Raw genomic sequence first — 26605 nt, forward strand, 5'->3', positions numbered from 1 at the left:
GGTGGACATCCCCATCAACCAGGAGTGGATCCAGGTCCTGCTGCTGGCCTCGGTCCGCATGACAGCCTTCCTGGTGGTGGCTCCGCCCTTCGCCCACCACGCGATTCCTGCCCGGATCAAGGCCATGCTCGGCATCGGCCTGGGCCTGGCTGTCTCGCAGCGCCTCTCCGCCGACGCCGTCCCCAGGGACACCGCGGGTTTCATTACGGCAGTGGTCTTGGAGCTGGTTACCGGCCTGGTCCTCGGGTTCCTGGTGATGGCCGTGTTCGCCGCCATCCAGTCCGCGGGCAGCCTGATCGACCTTTTCAGCGGTTTCCAGATGGCGCAGGCCTTCGACCCCCAGATGATGGTCAACGGCGCCCAGTTCACGCGTTTGCTTCAGATGGCCGCCCTTGCGTTGCTCTTCGCCTCGGACGGCTACCAGTTGGTCATCGGCGGCCTCACGGGAAGTTTCAACGCGCTTCCGCTGGCCGGCGGCATCGACCTCAGCAAACCGGTGGACGCCATGGTGGGGGCAATCACGGGGATGTTCATCTCCGCGGTCCAGATCGCGGGTCCGCTGCTGGTGGTCCTCGTGCTGGCCGACGTCGGACTTGGTCTCCTCACGCGCGTGGCGCCGGCATTGAATGCCTTCTCGCTCGGGTTCCCTTTGAAGATCTTCATCACGCTGGCCTTGGCGGGCTTTCTGTTCCTGGCGTTGCCTCGGCTGGTCGCGAGTTTGGCCGAGTTGGCCGCACGGACCGTGCTGGGGGTGGGTTAGTGGCGGATTCGCAGGAGAAAACCGAACAAGCCACGGACAAACGCATGCGGGAGGTCCGGCAGAAGGGCCAACTCTCCAGGTCGCAGGACCTCATGGCCTGGCTTGCGGTAGGCGGCGCTGCTGCGATGCTTCCGGCCACCATCGACCATGCGTCGAACGCCGCGGTGGACCAACTGTTCACGGTCAAGGGCGTCATGGCTGATCCCGACCCCGCCAAGGCCATTGCCGCACTGGAAGCCGGGCTGGGTTCCCTCGGCGGAATCCTCGGCCCGCTGCTCCTGGTGGTCACCGTGGTGGTCCTGGCCGGCTCCGCGCTGCAGGGCGGAATCCGTTTCAAGAAGTTCCGCCCCGAGTTCGAGCCTTTCAACCTGCTCGCCGGCTTCAAGCGCATGTTCGGTGCGCAGGCACTCTGGGGAGGTGTCAAAGCGTTGCTGAAGACCGCCGTCGTGGGTCTTGTCCTGTACACCGTGATCCAGGGGCTGATGCCCGTGCTCCTGACCGCGGGCGGACTGCCCGTGGCGGGTGTGCTCGCGGCGGCCGCAGGCGGGATCGGTGCGCTCATCCAGTTCGCCGTGGTGGCCGGTCTCATCCTGGCCGCGGCCGACATTGTCGTGGTGATGCGCCGCAACCGGAAGAAGACCCGGATGTCCAAGAAGGAAATCCAGGACGAGAACAAAAACACCGACGGCGACCCCCTGGTCAAGTCGCACCGGCGTTCACGCCAACTGAGCATGAGCCGCAACCGCATGATCGCCTCGATCGCGGACGCCGACGTCGTGCTGGTGAACCCGACGCACGTGGCAGTTGCGTTGAAGTACGACGCCGGTAAATCGGCGCCTCGCGTCGTGGCGAAGGGGGCCGGGGTCATTGCTGCCCGCATCAGGGAGGAAGCCGAGAGCAAGGGCGTGCCCATGGTGCAGGACATCCCCTTGGCACGTGCCCTGCATTCGGCCTGTGACCTGGGACAGGAGATCCCCGTGGAGCTGTACCGTTCCGTGGCCGCGGTCCTGGCCTTCGTGATGTCGCTCAAGAACCGCGGGACATCACGCGGAATCCATCGCATGAAGGAAGGTTTGCTGGCATGAACAACAAGTTCGCCCGGCTTTCAGTGCCGGTAGGGATCGTGGCCATCGTGCTGCTGTTGGTGGTTCCGCTGCCTGCGCCCTTGCTCGATTTCCTGATCGTATGCAACATCCTGCTGGCCCTCCTGATCCTGCTGACCAGCATGTTCGTGAAGAAGCCGTTGGACTTCTCCGTGTTCCCGTCCCTGTTGCTCGTGGCGACCCTGTTCCGCCTGGGCCTGAACGTGGCCTCCACCAGGCTGGTCCTGGGGCAGGGGTTCGCCGGACAGGTCATCGAGGCCTTTGGCAAGGTGACGGTTGGCGGTTCGTTGATCATCGGGGCCGTGGTGTTCCTGATCCTGGTGGTCATCCAGTTCGTGGTGGTCACCAAGGGTGCCGAACGTGTGGCCGAAGTGGGGGCCCGCTTCACCCTCGATGCCATGCCCGGCAAGCAGATGGCCATCGACGCCGATCTCAATGCCGGACTCATCACTGACGCCGAAGCCCGGAAGCGCCGCGCCGAGGTTTCCGCCGAGGCCGATTTCTACGGCGCCATGGACGGTGCATCCAAGTTCGTCAAGGGCGACGCCATCGCGGGCATCATCATTATCATCATCAACTTCGTGGGCGGCATCGCGATCGGCGTGCTGCAGCGCGGCCAGGACGCTGTGGATGCCCTGAACACCTACGGTCTCCTGACCATGGGTGACGGCCTGGTCACCCAGATCCCCGCTCTGCTCATGGCGGTCTCCACGGGCATGATCGTCACCCGGTCCAACGCCGAGGAGGACATGGGCCGTACGGCGTCCTCGCAGCTGATGCAGTCGCCCAATGCACTGCTGATCGCGGGCCTTGCCGCGGCGAGCATGGCGGTCATTCCGGGCATGCCCATCCTGCCGTTCCTGCTGGTCGGTGCCCTCTTGGTGATCGCATCGCGGCGCGTGGCCGCCCAGCAGAAAGCAGCAGCGGCAGCGCAGGAAGCAGACAACGCTGCTGTGGCAGCCGAGGAAGACCCCAACGAGCGGCTCATGGAAGACATGCGCGTCCACCCCGTAGAGATCCTCCTGGCACCCGACCTCGTGGACATCGTCTCCGGAGCCTCCGACGACCTCCTCGCGAGGGTCCGGTCCCTGCGCCACAAGATCGCCATGGAACTGGGACTCGTGGTCCCACCCGTCCGGACGCGCGACGCCATGGACCTGCCACCCTCCACCTACGCCATCCGCATCGCCGGCGTCGAGGCCGGAAGGGGAGTGGCGCCGTCGGGCAAGCTTCTGGCCTTGGGCGAATTCCTGGACGCCCTCCCCGGGACGGCTACCGTGGAGCCGGTCTTCGGGTTGAACGGCAAATGGGTTCCCACCGAGATGCGGCACAGCGCCGAAATGACCGGTGCCACAGTCATCGATCGCGTGTCCGTACTGGTCACGCATCTCTCCTCCATCATCAGTGCCAATGCCGCGCGGCTCCTAACCCGGGAGGATGTCCGCGTGCTCACCGAGGGGGTCCGCAAGCAAAGCCCGTCGGCCGTGGAGGAACTGACACCCGCGCTGCTCTCGCTCGCCGAAATCCAACGGGTCCTGGAGGGCCTCCTGGACGAGCAGGTTCCCATCAACGATCTCCCTCGAATCTACGAAGCCCTGGCGCTGCGGGCCAAGGCATCCACCGATCCCGAGGCGCTGATCGAGTCGGCGCGCCACGCTTTGGGTCCCGTGCTGGCCACCAAGTACCTGGACGGCTCTGTCCTTAACGTGATCATGATCGATCCCCTGCTGGAGCAGTCCATGTTGGAGGACATGCGCCCGGCGGAGGGCGGCACCCAGATCGTGATGGGCCAGGCCAAGCTCGACGCCGTCCTGTCCTCCCTCAAGTCCGCAGTGGAGGGCGCCGCCGCCACCGGACGGCAGGCGGTCCTCGTCTGCGCTCCCGCCTTGCGTCCCGCGATCCGCCGCCTTGTAGGAGCTCCCGACGGCGGTGTCCCCGTCCTCTCGTACCGGGAAGTGACGTCTGCCAATATCAGGATCGAAACCGTGGGGGTGGTCCGCTTTGCAGAAGCGCTTCAAGCTTAGGGGCGCCTCGCTCGAAGCCATCCGCGAGAAGGCCCTCCAGCAGTACGGGCCCGGTGCGCGGATCGTCGCCGCCGAAAAAGTTACGAACCCGGGCATTGTTGGGCTGTTTGCGGCAGCACGTTTCGAGGCCACGGTGGAGGTGGGGGCGGCGCCTGCGGATTTGGCTGCTGTGCTTCGGCCGGCCTCGGTGCCTCTGCCTGTCGCCGTGCCTGGGTCGACCGTCGCGCGTGGGCCGGCTGCTGCATCTGGGTCGGCTGCTGAGCCTCTGCCTGCCGCCGGACCGGCCGATGCCCATGCGCTTCACGGTCCGGCCATTGCCGCGTTGCTTGAGCGTGCTGACGCCGCCGAACTCGAACTCCACAAGCCGGCGCCGGTCTCCACCGCAACGCCCGATTTCGCGGGCCTCCTGGAACAACTCGGCAAGGAGCTCGAGGCGGCTCCCGTAATCCCGGCTGCGCCTGCCGCGCTTCCGTCTGCCGTGCCCTCTCCTGCGGTGCCCGCGGGCGCCGGGGCCGTCCTGCCGCCGTCGGACGCTCCGTCCGCCCCGGTACCGCAGCCGCTCACCGGCGACGGCAACCTCATTGTCCTCCTGGGCCTGGGCGACGACGCTTTGGGGACCGCGCTGGAGATGTCCATTGCCGCCGGTGGCTGCGATGTCCGGACAGCCGGCGAATTGAGCGCGTTCGGCCACCTGCACGTGCAGGGACGGCAAAGCGCGACGGCGGCCCGCGCCCAGGCGGTACTGACCGGCCAGAGCGTGGTGGTCGCTTTCGGGCTGGGCCGCGTCGGCGACGTACCCACGCAGGCTGCCCACATCGCGAGCCTGTCCGCCGACCAGCTCTGGGTGGTGGTCGATGCCAGGCGCAAGGCCGAGGACACCAGGGCCTGGGTTCAGGGGCTCCAGTCACTGCTTGCTGCCCCATCAACACTTCCGGCCGACGCGGCCGGGATTTCGGCGCTGGCCGTCATCGGAGCTTCGGAAACCGCCACGCCCGAAACCGTGGACGCCCTGGGCATCCCCGTGGGCTGGGTGGACGGCAAGCCCGCGAGCACGCCCGTCCTTGGAAAGGTACATTGAAGTCATGCTGGTACTGACGCGCAAGCCGGGCGAGAAGATCATGATCGGTGAGGACATTGTCATCACCGTCATGGAGGGCCGTGGCGACGGCGTGCGGATCGGAATCGAGGCACCCCGCGGCGTCTCCATCCAACGCAGCGAAGTGGTGGAGGCGATCGCTGCCGCCAACCTCGCCGCAACCCAGGCCGGTCCCGACGCCGAAGCGCTCCTGGCCAACCTCCGCCCCCCAACCCCCACCCAAGACTGACCCTCTCTCACCGAATCGCCCGTTTTCCCGGGCGCTCTCTCACCGAATCGCCCGTTTTTCCGGGCGCTCTCTCACCGAATCGCCCGTTTTCCCGGACGCTCTCTCATGGAATCGCCGGTTTTCCTGGACGCTCTCTCACCGAATCGCCCTTTGCGGCGGATCCTCTCTCACGAAGCTTCAATTCAGGCCGAGGAAATCCCGCAAAGACCGAAGCGAGGTGCCCTTCACGGCGTCCAAAGCACGCTGGATGTTGGCTTGGTGGGCCAGGACCGAAAGGTCATCGGCGTCGGCAGCGTTGGCGGTAGGGCCCCTCAGCAATGCCGAAATATTGTCCTTGGCCGCTGCGTCAATCGACGACAACAGCGTAATCATGGCCTGAAGATGCTCGTCCAAGAGCTCTGCCCAAACTCCCGAGGGCGCAATTTCCATCAGAGCCGGCAAAGTTGATTTATCAGGTGCCTTCCATTCGGCGGCCGCTGACGAGGCTTCGACACTCCGGGCCAGTGATTCAAAACGAAGCTTTTCGAGCACTTTTTCCAGTTCGGCCGCAGTGATGTTGAGGCGATGCCAACTCCCGGCGCGAAGGTGCAGAAGCTGGGTTTCAAGCAGGAAAAGCAGGAAATCCAGTTGTCTTCGTTCCCGCCAAAGCGTCGCTGACAGCTCATCCGCCCCCACGGTGCCCCCATCTCTTTTAACCCGTGGAAACAACGTTTCAGCAGGGTTTTGAATTTGTTGTGTCGAGCGTACACGCAGAGTCGTTTTCAGGTGATATGTTCTCTGAACACGTACCTGAAACGAAGTCCCTCATCGTCGCCGTGATTGGTCTCTAGGCGCCGACCGGAATTTGCGGTCAAAGGTTATGGCAACTCAATAATCCGGTCTCATGGGGGGACTTAAATTTGAATCGCGAACAGCGCAACGAGCTGGTGTTGCAGCACCTTCCGCTCGTTGGTTACCTGGTCTCTGACCTTTGTGCGCGCGCATCTCATTTGTCGCGCGATGATTTTGCTTCCGTAGGCTCCCTGGCGCTCATTACTTCGGCTGATTCATTTGACCCGGACCTTGGTGTTCCCTTCGGGGCATTCGCACGTCGTCGAATCATCGGGGCGTTCGCTGACGAGATGCGCGCGGGGGACTGGGCCACCCGCTCCGCCCGCAAGCGGATCAAGGAGACCCTGGCAATCCAGGAGACGCTCACCGGTGTTTTGGGCCGCGGGCCCAGCGTTGCCGAGATGGCATCGGCGTTGGGCGTGGAGCGGAGCTACGTTGAGGCGGCACTGGCAGACGCCGCCCGCACCTTGACGTCGCTGGATGAGGTAGTGGTGGACACGGTTGCGTCAGTGACGCCGTCCCCGGAGAACTCCGTCTTGGCCGACGAACGCATCAAGTACCTTCGCGCGGCCGTGGATGCCTTGCCGGAGAAGATGCGCTTTGTCATCCAGGAGATTTACCTTTCCGGCCGCTCCGTCAAGGAACTCGCGGAGGAACTGGGGTCCACCCACGCAGCTGTGTCCCAGCAGCGCGCCGAGGGCATCCGCCTCATGCGGGACGGACTGGCCGCGCATTATGCCGACAACCCGGAGCGGGCTTTCGAGCCGGAGTCCCGTATCACCGTTCGACGCCGGAACGACTACCTTTCCGCATTGGCTACTGCCACCACCGGTGGCATTACCCGGACCCTGGGCCTCGGCTCGACACTCAACCAGGCAGTCTGAACGCCAGCAACCCGGGCCGCTGGTGCGGCCCGGGCTGCTTCGTCCGGGACTCCGTATGAATCTTGTGAATCTTGTGAATCTTGTGAATCCTGGGGGCAGACCCACCTACTGCGCCTTCGGTACCCGGCGAAGTACGACGGCGGCAAGCACTGCCGCTCCTGCCATCAGTACCAGCCCAATCGCCGCAGTGATGTGGACACCCGATTCGAAGGCAACCCGGGCTGCCTCGGTCAACGCTTCCGACAGGGGCGCCGGGAGTGCCGAGGCGGCGTCAACCGCTCCGGCCAGCGTCTCCCCGGACTTGCCCGCAGCCTCCGAAGATACGCCGTCCGGAATGACGAGGTTGTGCTGGTAAGAGGCCGTGAGGATGGACCCGAGCACGGCCGTGCCCAGCAGGGATCCGAGTTCGTACCCGGTTTCCGAGATGGCCGAGGCCGCCCCTGACTTGTCGGCCGGCACGGAGGCCAGGATGAGGTCGTTGGAGATGGTTTCCGCGGCCCCCACACCAACGGCCAGCACGGTCAATGCGGAGAGCAGGAACACGGGACCGGTTCCGTGGTCGCCGGCCATCGCCACGAAATAGCCCACGGCGCTGAGCGTCAGCCCACCGGCTACCACGAATCCCGGGCGGATCCGCTTCACCAGCGGGACCACCAGGAGACCGGCCACCACTGTTGCCAGAAGCGCTGGAATCATGGCGATTCCGGCTTCCATGGGTGACTGCCCTTCGATCAATTGCAGGTGTTGGGCGAAGAAGTAGATGAACCCAGTCATGGAGAACAAGGACAACACGTTGGCCACAATGGCCGTGCTGAACACCTTGTTGTGGAACAAGCGGACGTCCAGCATGGGGCTGGAGAGTTGCTGCTGCCTGCGCACAAACAACACGCCCATCACCAAGCCGAACGCCATGAAGGCAGCCGCGGATGCTCCGAATCCATGCACGGCGAGTTCTTTGATCCCGTAGACAAAGGGCGCCATGGTGAGCACGGACAGGACGATGCTGGGTACGTCCACGCGGCCCGGGTTGGCATCCTTGGACTCAGGGATGAGCACCCGGCCGAAGGCGAGCAGCGGCAGGAGGAGGAAGGCCGCCACGAGGAACACGGCGCCCCACCAGAAGTGCTCCACGAGCCAGCCACCGAAGATCGGGCCGAGCGCGGCGCCGCCGGAGAAACCCGCAGCCCAGACGGCAATAGCAAGCCGGCGACGGTTGGGGTCGGTGAAGATGTTCCGGATCAGGGACAGGGTGGAGGGCATCAGCATGGCGCCGAAGACACCAAGTGCGGCGCGACCGGCGATCAGCCACTCCGCGGAAGGCGCGAACGCCGTGGCAGCCGAAACCGCCGCGAAGCCTGTGCTGCCGATCAGGAGCAGCCGCCGTCGTCCGATCCGGTCGCCGAAGTTGCCCATGGACACCAGCAGTGCCGCCAGGACCAGCGGGTAGGCGTCCACGATCCAGAGGAGTTGGATGCCGCCGACTTCCAGTGAGCGGGCGATTTCCGGCAGGGCGAAGGTGAGCGCGGTGTTGTCGACGGCCACCAGGAGCACCGGGAACATCAGCAGTGCCAGGGCCGTCCAGTCGCGCCACGGTGCGGTCTTGCCCGGAACCGGGCGCACGGAGGAACGGGGAGCGTGGGTTGAGGACGGCGAGAACATGACCTTTACTGTACCGTCCAGACGGTACAGTTTCAAATAGAACAAGACCAAGCTTTAGGGAATGATGGATCCATGCCGCGAAAACCAGTAGCCCGGGACGCCGTCCTGGACGCCTTTGAAGCACTCCTGATCGAAGTGGGGGAGCGTGCTGCCACCCTGGACGCCGTGGCCAAGCGCGCAGGCGTCTCAAAGGGAGGCTTGCTCTATCACTTCCCGAACAAGGAGTCGCTCATCAGCGCCCTCCTGGAGCGCTTGGATGACTTGGCCAAGGAAGATACCGAACAGATGCAGGCGGCGCCCGACGGCGCAGCGGCCTACTTCATCCGCTCCTCGCTCTGGGCCGGAACACCCATGGACCGGGCGTTCGTTGCGGCAACCAGGTTGGCCGAGGTGGCCCACGAGGAGACCCGCCGCCGGTTCGCGGCCATTCAACAGCGCTGGCTTGACGTCCTTGCCGACGACGTTGGCCCGGAGGTTGCCAAGGCGGTCAGCTACATGGGAGACGGCCTCTATTTCAACGCGATGTTCGAGGGCGGACAGGAAGCCGGCGGCGCCGGGCGGGAGGCCGACGTCGAGGTCCTCCTCGCGGTCCTGGACCGCCTGCGGAAGTAGCGGACCTTCCATTTGCCGCCGCGCTGCGGGCATAGGACAATTAACATCTGTGGTGTGCCTTCCTTGGCACGCCGCCTACAACTGCATAAAGCCTTTGATCTGCGGCGGGAGAGTCCTGCAGTACGAGATGCAGGCGCCGTAGGAGCAAATCCTCCCCAGGAATCTCTCAGGCCCATGCACCGCCGCGGATAGGCAACTCTGGAAAGCAGCAGGCAGTCCGGCCGGATTGTTGTGCTCACCGACGGTGCAAGCGGGTGGCTGTGCGGACAGCATCACGCGGAAACTCTCAGGTCCAATACAGAGCGGGGAGGAACCCGAGCCACTGCGGCGTACCCAAACGCCGCCCAAGTAATGGAGTTCCTTCGTGACGGTTAGTTCAGCCTCCACCACCTTCGTCGACCGGCATATCGGTGCCCGCCGCCAGGCCGACATTGACACCATGCTCAAGTCTGTCGGTTACGACTCCGTGGATTCCCTCGTGGACACCGCGGTTCCCAACGACATCCGCCAGGACGTTGCCCTGACCCTGCAGAACGCCCTTTCGGAGGTGGAGGTCCTCGCGGAACTGCGCAAGCTCGCCTCCAAGAACAAGACGGCCGTCCAGATGATCGGCCAGGGCTATTTCGACACCGTCACACCGCCGGTGATCCGCCGCAACATCCTCGAATCCCCGGCTTGGTACACCGCATACACGCCCTACCAGCCGGAAATTTCCCAAGGCCGCCTCGAAGCGCTGCTGAACTTCCAGACCATGGTCCAGGACCTCGTTGGCCTCCCGATCGCCAACGCCTCGCTGCTTGACGAAGCCACCGCCGTGGCCGAAGCCGTGCTGATGATGCGCCGGGCCAACAAGAACAAGGCCGCCCAGGATGGCAAAACCGTCCTGGACGCCGACTGCCTCCCGCAGACCATCGCCATCGTGAAGGGCCGCGCTGAAGCGCTCGGCTTCGAGGTCGAAGTTGCGGACCTGAGTGCCGGCCTCCCGGAAGGCGCCATCAACGGCGTCGTCCTGCAGCAGCCTGGCGTTTCGGGCCGGGTCTTTGACCACTCCGCCGTGATCGCCGAGGCCAAAGAACGGGGCGCCCTGGTCACCGTCGCTGCAGACCTTCTCTCCCTCACCCTCATCACCCCTCCGGGCGAGCAGGGTGCCGATATCGCCGTCGGCTCCGCCCAGCGCTTGGGCGTCCCGTTGTTCTTCGGCGGCCCGCACGCCGCCTACATGGCCGTTCAGAAGGGGCTCGAGCGTTCCATGCCCGGCCGCCTGGTGGGCGTTTCAAAGGACGACGCCGGTGTTCCCGCCTACCGCTTGGCGCTGCAGACCCGTGAGCAGCACATCCGCCGCGAAAAGGCCACGTCCAACATCTGCACCGCACAGGCACTCCTGGCGATCGTCGCCTCGATGTACGCGGTCTACCACGGTCCCGAAGGCCTGAAGGCGATCGCCGAGACCGCACACCACCACGCCCGCACCCTTGCCGCCTCGCTGAAGGCTGCCGGCGTCGAGGTCCTGCACGGTTCCTTCTTCGACACCATCACGGTCCGTGTCCCGGGTCGCGCATCCTCCCTTGTGGCTGCCGCTGAAGAGCGCGGCATCAACCTGCGCGGGATCGACGCTGACACGGTCGGCATTTCTGTGGACGAAACAACCACGACGGCGGTTGTCGCCGACGTCGCAGCCGTCTTCGGCGCCTCCGTGGTTGAGTCCGCTGAGGGCTTCGCGCTTGAAGCTTCCGTTGAACGCTCCAGCGAATACCTGCAGCACCCGGTGTTCAACACGCACCGCTCCGAAACCCAGCTCCTGCGCTACATCCGCAAGCTCTCCGACCGCGACCTCGCGCTGGACCGCACCATGATCCCGCTGGGTTCGTGCACCATGAAGCTCAACGCCACGGCTGAGATGGAAGCCATTTCCTGGCCGGAGTTCGCCTCCATCCACCCGTTCGCCCCGGATTCCCAGACCGCTGGCTGGCGTGAACTCATCACAGATCTTGAAGCCCAGCTGACCGAGATTACCGGCTACGACCAGGTCTCCATCCAGCCCAACGCCGGTTCCCAGGGCGAGCTGGCAGGCCTCCTCGCGATCCGCGGCTACCACCACTCCCGCGGCGACCAGCAGCGCAACGTCTGCCTCATCCCGGCTTCTGCCCACGGCACCAACGCTGCCTCGGCCGTGCTCGCAGGAATGAAGGTCGTTGTGGTGGCTACTGCCTCCGACGGCACCATCGACCACGATGACCTCAAGGCCAAGATCGAGGCCAACCGCGACGTGCTCTCGGCCATCATGATCACCTACCCGTCCACTCACGGTGTCTACGACGCCGATGTGCGCGAGGTGTGCGACGCGATCCACGAAGCCGGCGGCCAGGTGTACATCGACGGCGCCAACCTCAACGCGCTCGTTGGGCTGGCCCAGCCGGGCAAGTTCGGCGGGGACGTGTCCCACCTGAACCTGCACAAGACCTTCTGCATCCCGCACGGCGGCGGCGGACCCGGTGTTGGTCCGGTGGCAGCCAAGGCACACCTCGCACCGTTCATGCCCGGTGACGCCACGTCCTGGACCGAAGGCAACGACGTTCCGATCTCGGCATCGCGCTTCGGCTCGGCCGGTGTGCTTCCCATCTCCTGGGCCTACGTGAAGCTCATGGGCGGCCAGGGACTGACCGAAGCCACCAAGTCCGCCTTGTTGGCTGCGAACTACATCGCTTCCCGCCTCAACGAGCACTTCCCGGTTCTCTACACCGGTGAAGGCGGACTTGTAGCGCACGAGTGCATCCTGGACCTCCGCGAGCTGACGGCGAAGACCGGCGTCACGGCTGAGGATGTGGCCAAGCGCCTCATCGACTTCGGCTTCCACGCACCCACGTTGGCCTTCCCTGTTGCGGGCACGCTCATGGTGGAGCCCACCGAGTCCGAGGACCTCGTGGAGATCGACCGCTTCATTGAAGCCATGATCACCATCCGGGCCGAGATCGAGCAGGTAGCTGCCGGGGACTTCTCCGTGCAGGATTCCCCGCTCCGCCGCGCACCCCACACGGCAGCCGCCGTCGTGAGCTCCGACTGGGACCGTGCCTACCCGCGTGAGCAGGCCGCCTTCCCGGTCCACCACCTCAAGCAGGACAAGTACTTCCCGCCCGTCGGCCGGATTGACGGTGCTGCGGGTGACCGCAACCTGGTGTGCTCCTGCCCGCCGATCGAAGACTTCGAAAACTAAGGACTGGTCATGACTGGGAAATACACAGCCCTCTACGAAGAGCACAAGAAGCTCGGCGCCTCCTTCACCGACTTCGGTGGCTGGCAGATGCCGCTCAAGTACACCTCAGAACTGGCTGAGCACCACGCCGTGCGGAAGTCCGCCGGCCTGTTCGACCTCTCCCACATGGGCGAAGTCTGGGTTACTGGTCCGGACGCGGGCGCCTTCCTGGACTACGCGCTGGTGGGCAAGTTGTCCGCGATTGCCGACGGTAAGGCCAAATACTCGCTGATCTGCCAGGAGGACGGCGGAATCATCGACGACCTCATTGTCTACCGCCGCGGTCCCGAAAAGTTCCTGGTGGTACCCAATGCCGGAAACGCTCCCGTTGTTGCTGCCGCGCTCCTGGTGCGTGCCGCCGGGTTCGACGTCGTGGTTGAGGACGCCTCCTCTGAGACCTCCCTCATCGCGGTTCAGGGACCCCTCGCCGAAGCCGTCCTCCTGCGACTGGTCCCGGCGGAGCAGCACACCCTCGTGACGGAACTGAAGTACTACGCCGCGGTTGACGTGACCTTCCTGGTAGCCGGCAGCGGCCAGGACCTGCTCCTGGCCCGTACCGGATACACCGGCGAAGACGGCTTCGAGATCTTTGTGCCCAACGAATCTGCCGCAGCCCTGTGGCAGGCCATTTCCGCGGTTGCCGAAGAGGGCGAGTTGGTTCCAGCAGGCCTCGCTTCCCGCGACTCACTGCGCCTCGAAGCCGGCATGCCCCTCTACGGCAACGAACTCTCCCGTGAAGGCAACCCCTTTGCCGCTGGGCTTGGACCCGTGGTGGCACTGTCCAAGGAAGGCGACTTTGTTGGTAAGGAAGCCCTCGCTGCTTTGAAAGCATCCGGCGCCGGGGTCTCCACTGGTCGCAAGCTCGTTGGCCTCAAAGGCCTCGGACGCCGTGCCGGCCGTTCGCACTACCCGGTCCTGAAAGACGGCGTGGTCGTGGGCGAAGTAACCTCTGGCCAGCCAAGCCCGACGCTCGGGTACCCCGTGGTTCTTGCCTATGTCGACGTGGCCCTTGCTGAGCCGGGGACTGCCTTGGACGTGGACCTCCGCGGCAAGGCTGAGCCCTTCGAAGTGGTCGCTCTGCCGTTCTACAAGCGCCAGAAGTAAGCCGTTTGCTGTCCGACGGGTCGCCTTTGGCCCGTCGGCTCCGGCATCCTCCGCGGGCTCGGTCGCCTAGGCGCCCGCTGGGCGGACGTGAGGCTCCCTTGGACGCCCGCTTCCGGATACCGGACCCGAAGGGGCCCGTTCCTGGTCACAGCGCCCCGGCCACAGATTTGTCCATACAACGTTAGGAAACAGAATGCCCAAAGTAGCGCCTGAACTTCAGTACTCCGACGAGCACGAGTGGGTTTTGCGTGGGGAGGGGAACTCGGTATCTGTTGGCATCTCCGAGGTTGCCACCGATGCGCTCGGTGACATCGTGTACGTCGACCTGCCCGAGGTTGGTTCGACGGTGACTGCAGGCGAGACCTGTGGCGAAGTCGAGTCCACCAAGTCCGTCTCGGACCTGTACTCTCCGGTCACCGGCGAGGTCACGGAGATCAACGACGCCGTAGTGTCCGATCCCGCCCTCATCAACAACGACCCCTACGGCGAAGGCTGGCTGTTCAAGGTCGCCGCCGAGTCCGACGGCCCGCTGCTCTCCGCGGTGGAGTACGCCTCCAAGAATGGTGGGGACCTGGCGTAGTTCCCCGTCGGACCCGATGGGTCCGGCATTCTCCGCGTGATTGGTCGTGTTGGCCCGCTGGGTTCGGCATCCTCCGCGTGCTCGGTCGCGTAAACGCCCGCTGAGCGGACGTGACGCTCCCTTGGACGCACGCTTCCGGATGCCGAACACATAAGGGCCACCCATGATCGTGTCGTCCCGCCGATTCGTGGGCTTGCTGCGGAGTGTGCCGTGCGAACGGCATGTTTGGCAGCGATGCCCCGATGGGTTCGGCATCCTCCGCGTGCTCGGTCGCGTAAACGCCCGCTGAGCGGACGTGACGCTCCCTTGGACGCACGCTTCCGGATGCCGAACCCATAAGGGCCACCCATGATCGTGTCGTCCCGCCGATTCGTGGGCTCGCTGCGGAGTGTGCCGTGCGTACGGCATGTTCGGCAGCGATGCCCCGTATCGGGTCGAGGCCCTTCCGGCCGCATTGCGCCACGTGAACCCGTGCCGCAGAGGATGCCAGGCTGAGCACGCCACCACGCGCCTACTGGCGTAGCGTGGACTGTAATAACTGAATGAACTTGCGACGCCGGGTTGCCGCCTAAGGGGGCCACCCGGCGTCGTGCTTCGGTCGCCTGCCGTCACGAGCGGAGGCGGCCATCCGGCAGGACCATCTGCCGGACCGTTTCAAGCTGTCAAAGGGATCCCGGCCATGGCTGTTGGTGTTTTCGATTTGTTCTCTGTGGGTATTGGTCCGTCGAGTTCGCATACGGTGGGGCCGATGCGTGCTGGGGCGGTGTTTGCCCGGGTGTTGGTTGAGTCGGGTGTGTTGTCTGCTGTGGCGGGGTTGCGGGTTGATTTGTATGGTTCGTTGGCGGCGACGGGTAAGGGGCACGGGACGTTCACGGCGGTGTTGTTGGGGTTGGAGGGGTTCGAGCCGGAGTTGATTCTGCCTGATGAGGTGGAGGAGCGGTTGGCGGCGATCGCGGAGACCGGTGTGTTGGACCTGGCTGGTGCTGTTGGCGGCTCCGGCGCCGGCGGTGGTGTCCGTTTGCCGTATGCGGTGGCGGATATGGTGTTGCATCCGTTGACGGTGTTGCCGCGGCATACGAACGGGATGAAGTTCGCCGTTACCGATGCTGAGGGAAATGTTCTCAAGGAGGCGACGTTCTTCTCGGTCGGTGGCGGGTTCATTGTGCGGGAGGGCGGGGAGTCCGCGGCGCAGGCGGAGTTGGAGGAGTCGAAGCAGGAGTTGCCGTTGCCGTTCCGGACGGCGGCGGAGTTGCTGGGCAGGTGCCAGTCCAAGGGGTTGGGGATCAGTGACATCATGCTGATCAACGAACGCGCCAGTCGCAGCGAAGAAGAGATCCGGGCGGGTTTGCTGCACATTTGGGCGGTGATGGAGGCCTGTGTTGAAACGTCTTTGAAGCGTGAAGGTGTGCTGCCTGGGGGTTTGCGGGTCCGGCGTCGTGCTCCTGATTGGTTGGAGCGGTTGTTGAAGGAGGACAAGGACCGGAACGATCCGAAGTATTGGCAGGAGTGGGTGAACTTGATCGCGTTGGCGGTCAATGAGGAGAACGCTTCCGGTGGTCGGGTGGTGACGGCCCCGACCAATGGTGCGGCGGGCATCATTCCGGCGGTGTTGTATTACGCGTTGCATTACGCCCCGGGCATGGACAAGGCCAGCCAACAGGACCGGGATGATGTGGTGGTGCGGTTCTTGTTGGCTGCTGGTGCGGTGGGTGTGTTGTATAAGGAGCAGGCCTCGATTTCGGGTGCTGAGGTGGGGTGTCAGGGTGAGGTGGGGTCGGCGTCGTCGATGGCTGCTGCGGGGTTGGCTGAGGTGATGGGTGGTTCTCCGGGGCAGGTGGAGAACGCGGCGGAGATCGCGATGGAACATAACCTGGGGCTGACGTGTGATCCGATTGGTGGGTTGGTGCAGATTCCGTGTATTGAGCGGAACGCGATTGCTGCGGCGAAAGCGATCAACGCGGCGAAGATGGCGTTGTGGGGTGATGGGACGCATCGGGTGTCGTTGGACGAGGTGATCGTGACGATGCGTGAGACGGGCAAGGACATGTCCCATAAGTACAAGGAAACAGCCATGGGCGGCTTGGCCGTCAACGTCGTCGAATGCTGAGTCTGTTCGCTGTCAGTCCCTAGTGCCATGCTGTATGCATGAGCGGGGGATATGACCGGGATTTCTTGCGGGCACGCCTGGAGCTGCCCAGTCCGTCGGCGACGACGATTCTGTTGGACTACACGCATTTCTCCGTGCGCTTCCGGACGGCCCGGAAACTCGCGGCGATCGTGGGCGTCAACATCAGCGGTAGTGAACTGAACCCGTTGGCACGTGAGGGCACCTGGCATTTCGATGAGCGGGTCCCCAAGGAACAACAAGCAGGCCCGGACGTCTACAAGAACAACGCCTTTGACAGAGGCCATTTGGTCCGGCGCCTGGATCCCGTGTGGGGTGACCAAGCGACAGCCAAGAAAGCCAACCAGGACACGTTTTCCTTCACTAATGCCGCGCCGCAAGTGGACGACTTTAACCAAGGCAAGGAACTCTGGGTAGGACTGGAAGACCATGTCCTGGAACACGCGGATACGTTTGACGCCAAGCTCAGCGTGTTCACCGGACCCGTCCTGCTCGACGACGATCCTCCGTACCGGGGCGTGCAGGTGCCCAGGAAATTCTGGAAGATTGCCGCTTGGACCAATGACGCCAAGCTGGGCGCAGCGGGGTTCATCCTTGATCAGTCACCGTTGCTGGGAAAGGTGGAGTTGAAGAAAGCCATCACCGAGCGGCTCCTCGAGGGCGAACCGCCACCCCTGGGGCCCTTCAGGACGTTCCAGGTTCCTATCGGGGAAATCGCAGACCTCACCGGGCTCAGCCTTAGCCGCCTGACGAACGCTGACCGGCTTGCCAGCGGCCAACGCGAGCTGGGCAAAGCGCCGAAAGCAATAAAACTGGAGAGCATGGAGCAGATCAAGTTGTAGTTCGAGTGCGCGTGGCCTGTTGAATTGTTTGCGCGCTGCCTTTCGTTCTACTTCACCATGCCCGTGGGCTGTCCTGTTGAGAATTCGAAGATGCCGATTTCGGTGGCTCCGTCGATATCGTAGACAGGTACCGTCACCGGAAGGCTGCCCCTGTTTTCCTGCCATTTCAATGCTTCCTCGGGCGACTTGAAGATCGAGGGGTCACCCGTCGCGACTTTCCGTTCGCTGTTCTTCATGTAGCCCTGCGTCCCGTTGGTGGCATAAGCACGGATCAGATCCGGTTCGGCGATCTGTTCGTTGACTTCGCCTGGAATTCCGTATGTTTGACCAGTTTCGGTCCTTTCAAGACCGGCGTCGCCGTCGAAATGAGCGCGCTCTTGGATTTCCGTCGTCGGTGTCACTGGACGTTGTGCCGTTGCGTGGGCCACGCCAATGCCCATAGCACTGAGCATTGCCGCGGCCAAGAACGCTTGAAGAACCCTGGGATTGGATGTCTTGTAGTTCATTTTCACTCCTAATTCTCGACTTACGGATTCTGGGCCTTGCCGGGAATGGGCGTAGCGTCGGCGTTGGGGGTACGTCGCTGTCGCTGACGGGTACCGACCAGACGATTAGAGTAAACAGCCCCCTAAGTAAGTGGACGGAGCGATCTGATCGTGACGCGGCAATAGGAATGTTTCTTCTGGATCGCCCATATTTCACCAAAATGTACTGATCTGTGGTTCCTGTGTTGATTCACCCACCATCCGACCGCTATTTTCGAGCCTACTGGGGCGCGACCAACGTCTCTTCTATTTGACGTTTGAGGTATGTCATCACCAGACTCCACTCGATAGAGGAACGGTGAAATGAAAAGAATGCTAAGCATTGCGGCGGCCACCGTAGTCGCAATACCCATCATGCTGGTGCCAATGCTGGCGCCGCCAATGCTTGGGCGGACCAAACATGTGGAAACGGCCAAGTCTGCTTGTTCCAAAGCTCCGTGTGGAACGGGACCAAGTACTCAAACAACTATGCAACGTCTTGGGTCGGTAGTGGCGCTAATGATCCAACGTCGAACATTGTTGGATACACCACCAACCCGTCCTACAGATACGTTACATTCTTTGAACATCTGAACTTTGGGGGAAACTCCTTCTACATGAAGGAGGGGCAGGCGATCAGCTACCTTGCGGACATCGCTTATCCCGGGGACGGAAATTGGGATAACCGAATTTCCAGCCACGATGAATCCTACTGATTCCCCAGGTTCCTGAAAAGTGTCGAAAGGTGACGATGACCCGGCGTCTGCTTCTACCAGTAATGCTGCTCTTCGTGTTGCCAGGATGCGCTACGAGCCAAACTGGACCACAGGCGGACGCCGGGCCCCTGCCCTCCATCAATCGTTCAGCTTATTCGGGGGTCCACGCACAACTTGACCAGGCTAATGTCGAAGTCCGCATGCCGATGGATAGATACGAGGCAAGCGCCGATGAATCCATGGTCATCACTGCAGCGAACATGTACATAATCGAGGGTTGCATGAAGAAGGCCGGAGTTCGCATGCCGGAAAAACACGGTGATCTTGAGGTGAAGGCGGATCAGTCTTACGGCGTTTGGGTACCGGCGTTCGCGGCAAAGTTTGGGTATGAAAGACCAATAGTCAGGACCATACCTGGAATCTACGATTCGGGAACACGGGAATCGCCACAACCTGCCGTCAAGAAGTACTTCGAGTGCGACAACTCGACCGTCGGTGAACAAATTCCTCCGTTTCGAAGCCGGATTGCAGGCCAGGATTCGCTGCTGACCAGCATCGTCAATGATTCCAATGCTCTGGCTGAGCGTGATCCGGATTGGAAGAACTTGCGAGGGGCATGGGTCAAGTGCCTTGGGGATTCAGGCATCAACATGCGTCAGGACTCGCCCGATGCGTGGGTGCCAGCCTACCCGGCAGACAAACAGGGCGAAATACGTACAGCACTTCAAGATGCAGAATGCAAAAGCAAAACAAACATGATGCAGGGTTTGATGGATATACGGGCCCAATACCAGACTGCTCTCATAGAGGCTCATCAAGCGGCATTGAACACCCTGGCCGATGAGAAAGCCGCCGCATTGGCCAGAGCGAAGGATATTCTGAGGCAACACGGACATAGTGGGCTGTAGTGATCGTGGACGAAACACCCGTCGTGAAGCTTCCGCGGGTTCCACGAATCAGGCGGGTTGTTGCTTTCTTGTGCGTTGTTCTGGCTTGCACAGCCGGTTCGTTCTTGCTTGGAAGTCAAATGCGAACGCCCGAATCTTCTGCCATCGATTCCAGTGACACCAAAGTTGAAGTGAACGCTGCTGTGGAAAGGAAATCACTGGCTGCCTCCGTGATCATTTCAGCAGCTATGTCCGCCGGCCCCTCAGTGCCGTTGCGGGCATCCGTTCCAAAGGGAGCCGAGCGGGCGGTGGTGACGGCCGTGTATGCCCACGCTGGCGACACCGTCGCTCCGGGGTCGCTGATCGCTGCGGTTTCAGGGCGTCCAGTTCTGGTCATGTCTTCGGACGTGCCTCTGTACCGGGACCTTGTTGAGGGTGACCGAGGCCCGGATGTGTTGGCGTTGCAAAAGTGGCTTCAAGGCCTGGGATATTGGGCTGGAGCCACCGGAGTCTTCGACTCGGGGACGGCGAATGCCCTCAAAAACCTCTACCGCGATCTTCAACTTACGGCCCCGGCATCTGAAGATAAGAAGGTTGTCTTTAACTGGCGGGAGTTCGTACAGATTCCCGGGGATACGGGAAAGATCACGAGCCTGTTGAGGCCCGGGGACGTGTTGGAAGGAGACTTGAACCTGGGGACCGTCCAGACGGCTCCGGACGTGGTAGTTGGCCGTGCCACTATAGACCAGGCCGAGGCGCTCGTTGTTGGCCAGGAGGTCGACCTCGAAGCTGGGGGGTATTCGGCGAAAGGAACAATCCAAAGCATTGGTCCTTTCAGTGAAGGCGACCCGGAGAAGGGCATAGTTCCGGGCATGGACGTCGTGTCCTCTGTTCCGGTGGAGGAAACGCAACCAAAGCCCGGTCAGTCGGTTTCGATCAAGGTCCACCAAGCGGCAGTGGAAACTCTGGCTGTACCTCTGACCGCTGTAAAGCAGGATGACCGCGGTACCTATGTGACCTTGCCGGGTTCCGAAGGTCATAGAGATGGTGGCTCAGCCCCTAAACGGGTGGACATCACGGTAATGGAGCAGCGTGATGGGTGGGCAGCCATCGAGGAGACTTCACTGCTGCAGCCTGGAACGTTGGTCATCGTCTCGTGACAGGGGACCTTACCGCCAGGGATGCCATACCTCTCTTGACGCTGAAGGGTGTGGGACGAACCTACAACGTAGGAGATTCTGAGACCCGGGTCCTGCGGGACGTAGATCTGGAAATACACGAAGGCGATTTTCTCGCCATCCTCGGGCCGTCAGGATCAGGAAAGTCCACGCTGTTGAATCTCCTTGCTCTCTTGGACCGACCGACGGTCGGCAAGTATCACGTCAATGGAGACGATGTGACCGGGTTGGGGGAGAGGCAGCGGGATGCCTTGAGGTCCGATATGTTCGGTTTTGTCTTTCAAGCATCGCATGTGATGACTGAAGAGTCGTCTGCCAGGAATGTTGCCCTCGGACTTCGGATTCAAGGGCTGGGGCATCGGGAACGGGAAAAGCGCATCCGCCCTGCCCTCGAGCGAGTTGGACTCATTCACCGAACGGACGCGCCGGGTAAGAATCTGTCCGGAGGGGAACGCCAGAGATTGGCATTGGCGCGCGCCCTCGCAACCAATCCCAAAGTTCTATTTGCCGACGAACCGACCGGAAACCTGGACGTGGCCAACACGAAACGAGTCATCGACGAACTCAGGAGTCTCAATGCCCAGGGAATGACGGTTGTCGTCATTACGCACGATCCGGCTGTTGCTGCTGCAGCTCGATCCCAGGTGACGATCGTGGACGGCGTCCTGGTTCAGTCAACCGAAAAACGGGCGTCAAGTTCATGGAACTCGCACGCTATTAAGCCGGACGTGGCTGATCCTACGGCTTCGGTGCCTTCTGGAAGGAAGCCGGGACATTGGCAGGGTGTGGTCGACGACGTATACGACGCCCTGACGGCGCTGACGTCACGGACAGGACGGACAATACTCCTCATCATCGCATTCATGCTGGGGTCGGGAGGGCTTGTTTTGTCGGTGGGACTCAGCCAAACTGCTTCCGCCCAGGTTTCGGAACGTCTTGCCCGGGCAGCGCTTGATGAACTTCAAGTGTCATTGAGTGCCTCGGGCTCACAGGCATATGACTCCTCTGGGACGACGCCGTCGGACCAGAGGAACAGGATTGAGGGATTGGATGGTGTTGTTGACGTTGGTTTGCGTTACGACATGGCTTCGAAAGATCTGAAGCCTTCCCGTTTTCAGCCCGGCCTTGCAGTGCATGAGCCCACGTTTGCAGGTTCCTTGTTAGCTGTGGACTCGCACTACCTTGAACTGAACGATGTCGTCGTCGAGCCCGCTTCGGCGCTGTCGCTCCTGGATGAGTCCTTCGGGAAACCTGTAGCGCTTGTTGGACGCGAAACCGCCGTCCGCTGGGGTATTTCAGCCGCCGGGCCGGATCAAAAGATTTGGGTCGCCGGGCAGCCTGTGCCTGTCGTGGGCGTCATCGAAAGCCCTGGTCGGAACCAGTTGCTCTCCGACAGCATAGTTATGGGTATAGGAGACTTCCGTCAACCTGTGTTGACGGATCCAATGTTCATTGTGCGTACTGTTCCCGGATTCCCCGCCCCGCTGAGCGAGGCAGTTCCTCTTGCCCTGGACGCAGCTCATCCCGAGTACTTCAAAGTGAGCACTGTGGCGGATCTCCGGTCACTCAGACGAGGCGTAAACACGGATTTGAGTGTGTTCATCGGGGTTCTGTCCTGGGTCTTGCTGGCGCTGGCGTGTCTTAGTTCTGCGACCTCCATGTACCTGACGGTCCAGACGCGAAGGTCGGAGATCGCGCTTCGCCGGGCGATCGGAACCAGCCGCGCGAGCATCCGCCGGATGTTTGTCTTTGAGGGCCTGCTGGTCGGAACCGGCGGTGGGCTGGCCGGAGGGGCAGCCGGCATGGCCGCACTCCTGGTGTTTTGCCTCCAGCAAGGGTGGACGCCGGTATTGGGTTTGGAAGCTGTTGCGATGGGAGTCTTGGCGGGGGCGGTAACTGGAGTCCTGGCCGCAATGTATCCTGCAATATCGGCTTCGCGAGCTGACCCAGCACAGGCCATACGGGGCTGATCGCAGACCGCTCCGTCGTTGTCTGAGAGCCAGGCTGCTGCGCTCGCCCTCGCCGGGTCTGGGATTTAAGTGGTCACTGATGAGTTCCGGAGCGCCGCTTCGGGCCGGTCCTGGAATCGCCAATCATGCTCTCACCGATAGACTGGAGCCTGCATGTCCGCATGCGCCCCGCATTTTGAACACCGCTTTGAACACTGCACTGAACCCTGAGATTGGACACGGCCACCTTGCGAGAATTTACCGCCCGCTTTGCCACCGCCGAGGAAATCGATAACTGGGACAAGCACGTCACGGCCAACCCGAACGGCGGCAACATGCTGCAGTCGGATGCCTACGCCGCGGTCAAGGACGGCAACGGTTGGCTGGTCCGGAGGCTCGTCATCGAGACTGCCGAGTACTCCAGCTACAACCTGCTGCTGGAGAAGAAGTTCCCGGTGCTGGGCCGGCTTTGGTACCTCATCAAGGGACCGGACGCTGCCGCCGTCGAAGACATCAAGCCAATGCTCACCGCCGTCGCCAGGCTGGCCCGCGAACAGAAGATGAACGTCTTCACCATCAAGATAGAGCCCGACGTCGTGGAGTCACCTGAGGTTGTTGCGCAGCTGAAGGTGGCGGGCTTGGTTAAGGCCCCCAACATCCAGTCGAACGACTCCACAGCGATCCTGGACACCAGCAAGCCCAGCAACGAGGTCCTCCGCAGCATCTCCTCCCGGGCTCGAAATGCGGTACGGCGGGCTGAGCGCGAAGGCTGTGAAGTCCGCCAGGAGGAAGCCGGCGAACAAAGCTACAGGAAGCTCTACGCCCTCATGCAGAACACGGTGAACGCCAAGGGCGCGATGCCGTTGCGGAGCTACGACTACTACGCAAAGTTCTGGAACGGATTCAGCAGCCGGGGCCAAGGCCACTTCTTCTTCGTCTACGAGGACGGCCAGCCCAGCGTGGGCGCGTTCGTGATCAACTACGGAGCCAAGGCGACGTACAAGGACGGCGGCTCCACCCAGAACCGGAAGCAATACGGCGATTCGCACTTGACCCAGTGGGCTGCCATTCAGCGTATGCAGGAACTTGGCTGCGTTGAGTACGATTTCTGCGGCACGCCAAGTGCGGCAAGAATCAAGGACAAGACCCACCCCTTGTACGGCATGGGTCTGTTCAAAACGAGCTTCACCAAGACAGTTACGGATTTCGTCGGCTGCTACGACCTTGTCCTCAGCCCGCTACGGTACAAGCTCTGGCTCAAGGGTGGAGAGAAGGTCTTCCGTCGGCTGGAAACCATGCGTACCGGCGGCCAGTTCTACTAAGAACACACCAGACAAAAAGGCCCGCCCCGGCCACCAACGGGTGCACATCCAACAAGATGAGGTAATTTTCTTTGACTCCGATCGAGGCTGGAACAGACATGGAATTTGTGATTCTCAGTGACGCTGACTTCGAGACCTTCGCCAAGGGACACCCACAGGGGAGTTTCATCCAGTCCATGGAACTTACCCATTTCCAGCGGGCCCGCGGGCAGGAAGTGGAACTTTTCGGCATCAACCGCGGTGGCAGCCTGATCGCCGCCGGCAAGATCGTCTACACCTCCAACCGCGTTGGCTACAAGGTGGCGGACTGCGCCAAGGGACCACTGATGGACTACAGCGACGCCGCAGCGGTGAGGCCCGTCGTCGAGCTCTTGAAGAAGCACGCCGCTTCGAAGAGGGCAGCGGAGCTGCGCATTTCCCCGAACGTGAAGTACATCGCCCGCGACGAAGACGGCGCCGAGCACCCGGAGATCGAAGACAACCGGCCGCTTCTCAAGGAACTGGAGGGCCTCGGATTCAAGCACCAGGGCTTCGACATGAACTTCGCCAACATCAACTGGATGTTCATCAAGACCCTTGACGGAGTCGCCGACTCCGAAGAGCTCATCATGGGCATGAACTACCGCACCCGTAAGGCCATCCGGAAGGCCGAGAAGAACGGCGTGTACCTGGAACAGGCCACGTTGGAGACGCTGGACGATTTCTACAACGCCCTCAAGACCGCGGGCGACGAGAAGGGCTTCACATACCGCGAACGCGAGTACTACGAGCACTTGCTCCGCAACACCTCGGATGAGTTCACCAAGCTCATGATGGCCAAGATCAACATCCCCGAGTACCGCGCTTCCATCACGGAGCGACTCGAAGCCGAATCCAGGACGCTGGCGGACCTGAAGCGCGAGGTCGAGGAAACCGGCAGCAAGAAGAAAGCCAACCGGGTCAAGGTTGTCCAGGACCTGGTGGACAGCTACGAACGCAGCCTCAAGGACATCGAACGCTTCCCGGACTCCGTAGGTGTGGCAACGGTGGCAGCGATCCACTTCGCCTGCTCCGGCGACGAACTGACCTGCGTCATCGGCGGAACCGTCCAGGACTACATCTACTTCAACGGCGCAACGTCCCTCTACTGGGGCATGATGCTGCACGCCCTTAACAACGGCTACTCCAAGTACAACTTCTACGGCACGTTCGGCATCCAGGGCCAGGCCGAGACCGGCCACGGCGGGTACGAGTTCAAGAAGGGATTCGGCGGCGAGGTAGTCCAGTTGTTGGGAGACTTCGTGGCACCTGTCAGCCCCGTCAAGTACACCGCCTACCGCGCGGTCAGGAAGCTCGCAGGAGCCGCCCAGACGGTTTTGGGAAACTTGCGAAACCCCGGACAATTGCCGGTCATAGGAAAACTCCTCAAGAGGAACTAAGCCAAAGGAGGATTGCTGCATGACTGAACGCCCGGAGGGCACCGGCGGCAGGCCTCACACGGACGGCTTGCCGAAGACCCAGCCGCTGCGGCCGTCGCAGGTGCGACAGAACGCCAACGCCAAACGCATGCTGATGCGGTTGGTCCAAGGCGACAGTCCACCTACGGCGCCAATGAGCATCGTGGACCGCCTGGCTGGAAGCCCCTACGCCAACCCCACCATCCAGGTGGCCGGTGTAGACGCTTCAGCCCGGAAGACCATCGACTTCGCCCTGCACCTTGCCGAGGCCATGTTCCGATACGGCGCAGGCGCGTTGGAGGTGGAGACCAGCATGATTGCGGTCACCGCTGCGCTTGGGTTGAAGAACGTCGAGGTTGATATCACCAACCAGTCGGTGGCCATCAACTATGCGCCGAAGGACCAAACGCCCATCACACTCCTCCGCGTGGTGCGATCGTGGACCAATAACTACGCCGGGCTCGCGCAGGTGCACCAGCTGGTTTCGGACATCGTGGCCGGGGGAGTGGGACGCGACGAGGCCGTTCGGCGGTTGACTGAGATTACCCGGAGCGCCAAGCCCTTCCCACGCTGGATGGTCACTGTTGCCTTCGGCGTGTTCGCCGCGGTCTTCGTGGGGGTACTCGGCGGGGGGCCCGGGGCTTCCGCCCTCGCCTTCGCGTCCAACATGCTGATCAGCTTGCTGGCGCGCCAGTTGATCCGTTGGCGGACTCCGGACTTCTTTGTCACCATGGCGAGTTCCTTCGTGGTCACCTTCGTTGCCCTGATGCTGCGCTGGGCAGGCGCGGACATCGCTCCGTCCATTGTGGTGGCCGGCGGTATCCTGCTGCTCCTACCCACGGGTCGGCTGGTTTCTTCCGTGCAGGACGCGATCAACGGCTTCCCGGTCACTGCGGCCGGCCGGTTCCTCTCCACCTTGCTCACTTTCGGGGCCATCGTGGCAGGTATAGGCGTCGCCGTGGTGGTGGGCACCCTCATGGGCAGCCAGGTCCTCGACGTCACCAATACGTTCCCGCCCGCCTACCCCTTGTGGGGGCAAGCAATCCTGATCGCGATCGCCGTGGTGGCCATCGGCGTCACCGAACAGACAAGAATGCGTCTGTTACTCCCGACGGCGGCGGTCGGCTTGGTGGGCTTCTTCGTTTTGTGGGGGGTTGGCGAACTCGGTCTTGGCGACCGCTTGTCGCCCGCCATTTCGGCAGTGGTCATCGGTCTGCTGGGTCGTGTGGTTGCCCTGAAGCTTGGCGCTCCGCAGTTGGTGGTTGCTGTTCCTGCAGCCTTGATCCTGCTGCCCGGCCTGACGATCTTCCGGTCGATGTATGCACTGACCGTCGAAGGGGGCGACATCCTGGCGGGTGCGGGCGGGATGCTCAACGCCGGAGCGATCGTCCTCGGTGTGGCCGCAGGAGTCGTGCTCGGCGACAACCTTGCCAGGCCGCTGACGAAGGGCCTGTCCAGCAACGAGCGGCGGAGGGTACGCCGCCGCTAGGTTTT

At 62.5% G+C, this 26605-nt stretch carries 21 protein-coding genes and 1 riboswitch; of the genes, 18 read left to right on the forward strand and 3 right to left on the reverse strand.

The features are described from left to right. Position 1: 1 nt before the first annotated feature. The 5 genes from ACIPY3_RS11325 to ACIPY3_RS11345 are packed head-to-tail and all read left to right on the forward strand — an operon-like array spanning position 2 to position 5212. Positions 2-760 carry a flagellar biosynthetic protein FliR gene (locus tag ACIPY3_RS11325; protein WP_400333969.1) on the forward strand — a complete coding sequence of 253 codons (759 nt, stop codon included), beginning with the start codon at positions 2-4 and terminating at the stop codon, positions 758-760. Continuing rightward, positions 760-1845, forward strand: a complete 1086-nt coding sequence (locus tag ACIPY3_RS11330) for a flagellar biosynthesis protein FlhB (RefSeq protein WP_400333972.1) — start codon at positions 760-762, stop codon at positions 1843-1845. Before ACIPY3_RS11325 ends, ACIPY3_RS11330 begins: the two co-directional genes overlap by 1 nt. Further along, positions 1842-3887, forward strand: a complete 2046-nt coding sequence (locus tag ACIPY3_RS11335; protein WP_400333974.1) for a flagellar biosynthesis protein FlhA — start codon at positions 1842-1844, stop codon at positions 3885-3887. The genes ACIPY3_RS11330 and ACIPY3_RS11335 overlap by 4 nt, the downstream gene beginning before the upstream one ends. Next, complete coding sequence (locus ACIPY3_RS11340) at positions 3865-4965, forward strand: hypothetical protein (RefSeq protein ID WP_400333976.1); 1101 nt, start codon at positions 3865-3867, stop codon at positions 4963-4965. Before ACIPY3_RS11335 ends, ACIPY3_RS11340 begins: the two co-directional genes overlap by 23 nt. Positions 4966-4969: 4 nt before the next feature. After that, positions 4970-5212 (forward strand): carbon storage regulator, encoded by a 243-nt coding sequence (locus ACIPY3_RS11345; protein ID WP_400333978.1) that lies wholly within the window; start codon positions 4970-4972, stop codon positions 5210-5212. Positions 5213-5389: 177 nt separating this feature from the next. Here ACIPY3_RS11345 and ACIPY3_RS11350 read toward each other — a convergent pair whose 3' ends face one another. Further along, a complete protein-coding gene (locus ACIPY3_RS11350) occupies positions 5390-5887 on the reverse strand; it encodes a flagellar protein FlgN (protein ID WP_400333981.1) in 498 nt (165 codons plus the stop codon). A 224-nt stretch (positions 5888-6111) separates the two neighbouring features. Here ACIPY3_RS11350 and ACIPY3_RS11355 point away from each other — a divergent pair, with 224 nt between their 5' ends. Next, positions 6112-6927, forward strand: coding sequence for a sigma-70 family RNA polymerase sigma factor (locus ACIPY3_RS11355; protein ID WP_400333983.1), 816 nt, complete (start codon positions 6112-6114; stop codon positions 6925-6927). A gap of 105 nt (positions 6928-7032) precedes the next feature. Here the strand turns inward: ACIPY3_RS11355 and ACIPY3_RS11360 are convergent, their stop codons facing one another. Continuing rightward, positions 7033-8586: an MFS transporter gene (locus ACIPY3_RS11360; protein WP_400333986.1), complete on the reverse strand. Its 1554-nt coding sequence runs from the start codon at positions 8584-8586 to the stop codon at positions 7033-7035. A gap of 72 nt (positions 8587-8658) precedes the next feature. Between ACIPY3_RS11360 and ACIPY3_RS11365 the strand changes: the two genes are divergently transcribed. The 6 genes from ACIPY3_RS11365 (at position 8659) to ACIPY3_RS11390 (ending at position 17099) form a co-directional block, all read left to right on the forward strand. Beyond that, complete coding sequence (locus ACIPY3_RS11365) at positions 8659-9198, forward strand: TetR/AcrR family transcriptional regulator (protein ID WP_400333989.1); 540 nt, start codon at positions 8659-8661, stop codon at positions 9196-9198. A gap of 95 nt (positions 9199-9293) precedes the next feature. Further along, positions 9294-9390: riboswitch (glycine riboswitch) on the forward strand. 172 nt (positions 9391-9562) lie between these two features. Continuing rightward, a complete protein-coding gene (gcvP, locus tag ACIPY3_RS11370) occupies positions 9563-12409 on the forward strand; it encodes an aminomethyl-transferring glycine dehydrogenase (RefSeq protein WP_400333991.1) in 2847 nt (948 codons plus the stop codon). 9 nt (positions 12410-12418) lie between these two features. Beyond that, positions 12419-13552: a glycine cleavage system aminomethyltransferase GcvT gene (gcvT, locus tag ACIPY3_RS11375; RefSeq protein WP_400333994.1), complete on the forward strand. Its 1134-nt coding sequence runs from the start codon at positions 12419-12421 to the stop codon at positions 13550-13552. A 193-nt stretch (positions 13553-13745) separates the two neighbouring features. Further along, on the forward strand, positions 13746-14132 hold the full coding sequence (gene gcvH / locus ACIPY3_RS11380) for a glycine cleavage system protein GcvH (protein WP_400333997.1): 387 nt from the start codon (positions 13746-13748) through the stop codon (positions 14130-14132). A 679-nt stretch (positions 14133-14811) separates the two neighbouring features. Next, positions 14812-16239 (forward strand): L-serine ammonia-lyase, encoded by a 1428-nt coding sequence (locus tag ACIPY3_RS11385; protein WP_400334000.1) that lies wholly within the window; start codon positions 14812-14814, stop codon positions 16237-16239. Between the two features lie 38 nt (positions 16240-16277). Continuing rightward, positions 16278-17099 (forward strand): DNA/RNA non-specific endonuclease, encoded by an 822-nt coding sequence (locus ACIPY3_RS11390; protein ID WP_400334003.1) that lies wholly within the window; start codon positions 16278-16280, stop codon positions 17097-17099. 47 nt (positions 17100-17146) lie between these two features. On the opposite strand, the gene ACIPY3_RS11395 is transcribed toward ACIPY3_RS11390, so the two are convergent. Continuing rightward, positions 17147-17605, reverse strand: coding sequence for a hypothetical protein (locus ACIPY3_RS11395; RefSeq protein ID WP_400334006.1), 459 nt, complete (start codon positions 17603-17605; stop codon positions 17147-17149). A 763-nt stretch (positions 17606-18368) separates the two neighbouring features. Here ACIPY3_RS11395 and ACIPY3_RS11400 point away from each other — a divergent pair. The 6 genes from ACIPY3_RS11400 (at position 18369) to ACIPY3_RS11425 (ending at position 26600) form a co-directional block, all read left to right on the forward strand. Continuing rightward, positions 18369-19247, forward strand: coding sequence for a hypothetical protein (locus tag ACIPY3_RS11400; RefSeq protein ID WP_400334008.1), 879 nt, complete (start codon positions 18369-18371; stop codon positions 19245-19247). 119 nt (positions 19248-19366) lie between these two features. After that, positions 19367-20386, forward strand: a complete 1020-nt coding sequence (locus tag ACIPY3_RS11405) for a peptidoglycan-binding protein (RefSeq protein ID WP_400334011.1) — start codon at positions 19367-19369, stop codon at positions 20384-20386. Beyond that, positions 20383-22374: an ATP-binding cassette domain-containing protein gene (locus ACIPY3_RS11410; RefSeq protein ID WP_400334014.1), complete on the forward strand. Its 1992-nt coding sequence runs from the start codon at positions 20383-20385 to the stop codon at positions 22372-22374. Before ACIPY3_RS11405 ends, ACIPY3_RS11410 begins: the two co-directional genes overlap by 4 nt. A 212-nt stretch (positions 22375-22586) precedes the next feature. Then, a complete protein-coding gene (locus tag ACIPY3_RS11415; protein WP_400334017.1) occupies positions 22587-23675 on the forward strand; it encodes a lipid II:glycine glycyltransferase FemX in 1089 nt (362 codons plus the stop codon). Between the two features lie 98 nt (positions 23676-23773). Further along, positions 23774-25093 (forward strand): peptidoglycan bridge formation glycyltransferase FemA/FemB family protein, encoded by a 1320-nt coding sequence (locus ACIPY3_RS11420; protein ID WP_400334019.1) that lies wholly within the window; start codon positions 23774-23776, stop codon positions 25091-25093. A 19-nt stretch (positions 25094-25112) separates the two neighbouring features. Further along, positions 25113-26600: a threonine/serine exporter ThrE family protein gene (locus ACIPY3_RS11425; RefSeq protein ID WP_400334022.1), complete on the forward strand. Its 1488-nt coding sequence runs from the start codon at positions 25113-25115 to the stop codon at positions 26598-26600. The last annotated feature ends 5 nt before the right edge of the window (positions 26601-26605 follow it).

The organism is Paenarthrobacter sp. NPDC089714 (assembly GCF_044748905.1).
Classification (GTDB): domain Bacteria; phylum Actinomycetota; class Actinomycetes; order Actinomycetales; family Micrococcaceae; genus Arthrobacter.

Bases quoted from the DNA above. Each gene is read 5' to 3' on its own strand.
- ACIPY3_RS11335 (WP_400333974.1), top strand. From the start codon at position 1,842: ATGAACAACAAGTTCGCCCGGCTTTCAGTGCCGGTAGGGATCGTGGCC.
- ACIPY3_RS11345 (WP_400333978.1), top strand. From the start codon at position 4,970: ATGCTGGTACTGACGCGCAAGCCGGGCGAGAAGATCATGATCGGTGAG.
- ACIPY3_RS11360 (WP_400333986.1), bottom strand. From the start codon at position 8,586: ATGTTCTCGCCGTCCTCAACCCACGCTCCCCGTTCCTCCGTGCGCCCG.
- ACIPY3_RS11365 (WP_400333989.1), top strand. From the start codon at position 8,659: ATGCCGCGAAAACCAGTAGCCCGGGACGCCGTCCTGGACGCCTTTGAA.
- gcvT (WP_400333994.1), top strand. From the start codon at position 12,419: ATGACTGGGAAATACACAGCCCTCTACGAAGAGCACAAGAAGCTCGGC.
- gcvH (WP_400333997.1), top strand. From the start codon at position 13,746: ATGCCCAAAGTAGCGCCTGAACTTCAGTACTCCGACGAGCACGAGTGG.
- ACIPY3_RS11385 (WP_400334000.1), top strand. From the start codon at position 14,812: ATGGCTGTTGGTGTTTTCGATTTGTTCTCTGTGGGTATTGGTCCGTCG.
- ACIPY3_RS11390 (WP_400334003.1), top strand. From the start codon at position 16,278: ATGAGCGGGGGATATGACCGGGATTTCTTGCGGGCACGCCTGGAGCTG.
- ACIPY3_RS11395 (WP_400334006.1), bottom strand. From the start codon at position 17,605: ATGAACTACAAGACATCCAATCCCAGGGTTCTTCAAGCGTTCTTGGCC.
- ACIPY3_RS11405 (WP_400334011.1), top strand. From the start codon at position 19,367: ATGCGAACGCCCGAATCTTCTGCCATCGATTCCAGTGACACCAAAGTT.
- ACIPY3_RS11420 (WP_400334019.1), top strand. From the start codon at position 23,774: ATGGAATTTGTGATTCTCAGTGACGCTGACTTCGAGACCTTCGCCAAG.
- ACIPY3_RS11425 (WP_400334022.1), top strand. From the start codon at position 25,113: ATGACTGAACGCCCGGAGGGCACCGGCGGCAGGCCTCACACGGACGGC.